Genomic DNA, 3,923 nt, shown 5'->3' on the forward strand with positions numbered 1-3,923 from the left:
TCAAGGCCAACCAGCCCACCGCCTACGCCCAGCTCGCCGCCCTGCCCTGGACCTCGATCAAGGTCCAGCACACCGCCTCCGCCACCGCCCACGGCCGCCGCGAGTCCCGCTCGATCAAAACCTGCACTATCGCCGACAACCTCGGCGGCATCGCTTTCCCCCACGCCCACCTCGCCATCCGGGTCCACCGCCGCCGCAAGCCCACCGGCCGGCCCGAAACCCGCGAGAACGTCTACGCGGTCACCAGCCTCGCCGCCCATCAAACCCGCCCCATCGACCTCGCCACCGCCATCCGGGGGCACTGGGGAATCGAAAACTCCTCCCACTACATCCGAGATGTCACGTTCGCCGAGGACGCCTCGACCATTCACACCGGCACCGCACCCCGCGCCATGGCCACCATCCGCAACCTCGCCATCGGCACCCTGAAGATCCTCGGAGCCGACAACATCGCCAAGACCACCCGCGCCATCCGCCACGAACCCGAACGAGCACTCGCCATCCTGGGCATCACCAACAACCCAGACACTCACGGAACTTGATCAAGCCCTGCCACCGACATGAGAGACACACGAAAGAAAGGCCCCGACCCGACATGACGATCACCATGCCCACTGCAGCCTCCACGGAGCCGAACACTGCCGAGAAGAAGCGGGCCGTCTTCCGCGCACCGGTCCCTCAGGACGGACCCGCCGTGTGGAAGATGGTCGAGGACACTCCCGGCCTGGACTCCAACAGCCTCTACTACTACTCACTGTGGTTCCGGGACTTCGCCGACGGCTCGCTGGTCGCGACGGTGGACGACGAACTCGTCGGCTTCCTCACGGGCTACCGCCGCCCCGAGGAGCCCGAGACCTACTTCGTGTGGCAGACCGCCGTCAACCCGCGCCATGGCATCCCGTTCCTCGGCGTCAAGCTCTTCCAGGAGGCGGCCGACCAGCAGGTTGCCAACGGCGCCCGGTACGTCGAGGCCACTGTCTCCGCCGAGAACAAGGCGATCATCATGGTGCTGAAGCAGTACGCGAAGAAGCACTCGGCCCCCGTCGAGACCCGCGTGCTCTTCCCCAGCTCCCTCTTCGCCGACAGCGAGGGCCACCACGACGAGGTCCTGTACCGCATCGGCCCGCTGACCGCCGGCTGAACCGGGCCGCCCGTCACTGGTCCGAGCAGCACCGCATCCGACGACTGGGAGCCGACCGCCATGGCCACGCAACCCACGACACTGCACCTCGACATCAGCAACGCCTACTTCCGCATGGACTCCGAAGAGGTGCGGAAGGCACGAGACGCCCACTGGTACGCACGTACGGATTGGGGCATCGCCGTCCTGCGCTACGGGGACAGCAGCGCCCTCCTGAAGAGCCCCCTGTTGACGCAAGGATCGGCCAAGTGGCCCGCCCAGCACGGGGTCGTCGAAGGACACTTCGACGAGTGGTGGCAGAAGACCCTGCTGGTACTGGAGGGCGGCGAGCACAACAGGATTCGCCGCCTGGTGAACCCCGCCTTCTCGCCTCGCCGGATAGCGCCCCTGCACGCGAAGTTCCAGGATCTGGCGGACGGCCTGGTGGACGAGTGGATCGAGGACGGGCGCACCGAGTTCGCAAGCCGGTTCGCCGCACCGTACGCGACCAGGATTCTGTGCGTGTTGCTGGGCATCGACGAGAACGACTGGAAGAAGATCCACGAACTCGCCTCTACGATCGGCCTCGGCATCACCATCCAGGAGAACATCGCCCGGATCGACCAGGCCATCGTCGAGCTAACCGAGTACGCCGAGTCCCTGGTCCGCAGCCGCAGGGAGTCCCCCAAGGGCGACATCCTGAGCACCCTCGTGGACGCGAGGGACGAGGACGCGGGCAAGCTTTCCGACAAGGAGCTCATCAACCTCATCATCCTGTTGATCTTCGCGGGCATCGACACCACCCGGAACCAACTGGCCCTGAGCGTCAAGGCGTTCTCCAAGCAGCCCGACCAGTGGGAGAAGCTGGCATCGGCCCCCGAGCGCTACTCCGCCGCGGCGGTCGAGGAGGCGCTGCGCGTCAACCCGATCGGCCGCTGGATCTCGCGCGAAGCGACGGAGACGTTCCAGTACAAGGAGCGCACGATCGAGAAGGGGACCACGCTCCACCTCTTCACCATGACGTCGGCCACCGACCCGGCCGCGTTCGACGACCCTGACCGCATCGACCTCGACGCCGAGCGCTCCCCGCACTTCGCGTTCGGCGGCGGACTGCACCACTGCCTTGGGCACTTCGTCGCCCGTGCGGACATCGGCGTGGCCCTCTCGACGCTGGCCACGCGGCTGACCGACCTGCGCGTGGGGGAGGACGCCGAGTGGCTGCCCGACTCCGGCAACACGGGGGCGGTTGTGCTGCCCATCACGTTCACCTCGCGTTCCTAAACCGCAAGGCCATGAAGTTATGGGTCGGGTTCGTGGCTGCAGGTGGGGTCTGATCTGGAGGAACGCCGGACGCGAGAAGCGGAGCCCCGGTAGAACTGGCTGGTCCGCCAAGACAAGCCGTTCACAGCACCGGAGGCTCCGCTGTCGGGTCAGTGTGTCATCAGCCGCGAGATCGCGGTAGCCGACGGTCTTTTCGCTCCGGGTCACTTGGGTGAGCTGACGCAGATCGTCCCGTTCGAGATGGCCGACGCCGCCCTGGCCGAGTGCGGGGCCGTCCAGCAGCGGTTGCGGAAACTCCCTGCCCGGGTGGTCGTTTACCTCCTCCTGGCTGCTGCTCTGTTCGAGGAGTGCGGCTATCCGGCCGTGTGGGCCAGGATGACCTCCGCACTGCGCTCCCTGCCTGTCCCGAAGATCACCGCGACGGCACTGTGGCACGCCCGCGCCAGGCTCGGCGTTCGCCCCATGCGGGCCCTGTTCGACCTGCTGCGCGGCCCGGCGAGCGCGATCCGCACCACCGGGGCCCGCTGGGCGGGACTGCTGGTCGTCGCCGTCGACGGCACGTACCTCGATGTCCCCGACGGTCCCGCCACCCGAGCCCACCTGGGCAAAGGCTCCAACCAGTACGCCACCTCGGGCTATCCGCAGATCTGCCTGGTCACCCTGGTCGCCTGCGGCACCCGGGCAGTGATCGACGCCGTCTTCGGCCCGCGCACCAGCGGCGAGACCACCCACGGCAAGCGCCTGGCCCGCTCCCTGCACGAGGGCATGATCGTCCTGCTGGACCGCGGCCTGTCCTCCAACGCCTTCCTGACCACGGTCGCGGACACCGGCGCCGCGTTCCTCGCCCGGCTGTCCGCCACCCGCAAGCCACCGGTCCTGCACCGCTTCGACGACGGCTCGTTCCTGTCCCGGATCGGCACGCTGGAGGTCCGCATCATCGAATGCGAGATCACCATCGCCACCACCGCCGGCCGCACCACCGGCGTCTACCGCCTGGCCACCACCCTGCTCGACCACCACCGCCACCCGGCATTCGAGCTGGTCAAGCAGTATCACGAGCGGTGGGAAGCGGAATCCGCCTTCTTCGCGATCAAGAAGTCCATGCTCGGACGCCGGGTCCTGCGCGCCCGGACCATGGCCGGCATCGCCCAGGAGGTCTACGCCCTGCTGACCGCCTACCAGCTGATCCGGATCGCCATCGCCGACGCCACCGCGACCCTCCCCGACGCGGACCCCGACCGGGCCAGCTCCAGCATCGCCCTCCAAACCGCCCGCGACCAGGTCATCCAGGCCGCAGGCGTGATCGCCGACACCGCCGTCGACCTCGTCGGAACCATCGGCCGCGCCGTCCTGAACCAGCCGATGACAGCACGCCGACTCCGCGTCAGTCCCCGCGCCGTCAAGCGACCACTGTCCCGATACGCGTACAAGAGCCTGCGCATGGACCGACGCACCTACAAGGCCACCATCAGCATCGACATCCTGTTGACAGGGCCCATCAGCCCATAACTTCATGGCCTTG

At 67.8% G+C, this 3,923-nt stretch carries 4 protein-coding genes; all 4 read left to right on the forward strand.

Features of this window, described 5'->3' with window-relative positions:
• On the forward strand, nt 1-542 hold a 542-nt coding region (locus tag B9S61_RS34985), incomplete at its 5' end, for an ISAs1 family transposase (RefSeq protein ID WP_107499716.1).
• Between the two features lie 65 nt (nt 543-607).
• The gene (gene ectA, locus B9S61_RS34990) at nt 608-1,141 is read left to right on the forward strand and encodes a diaminobutyrate acetyltransferase (protein WP_099925045.1); all 534 of its coding nucleotides are present in this window, start codon (nt 608-610) and stop codon (nt 1,139-1,141) included.
• Nucleotides 1,142-1,201: 60 nt separating this feature from the next.
• Entirely contained in the window at nt 1,202-2,401 is a 1,200-nt protein-coding gene (locus tag B9S61_RS34995; RefSeq protein WP_103545770.1) for a cytochrome P450, read from the forward strand.
• A gap of 207 nt (nt 2,402-2,608) precedes the next feature.
• Complete coding sequence (locus tag B9S61_RS35000; RefSeq protein WP_258039752.1) at nt 2,609-3,910, forward strand: IS4 family transposase; 1,302 nt, start codon at nt 2,609-2,611, stop codon at nt 3,908-3,910.
• The last annotated feature ends 13 nt before the right edge of the window (nt 3,911-3,923 follow it).

It is taken from the genome of Streptomyces sp. SM1 (assembly GCF_002910825.1).
Classification (GTDB): Bacteria; Actinomycetota; Actinomycetes; order Streptomycetales; family Streptomycetaceae; genus Streptomyces; species Streptomyces okerensis.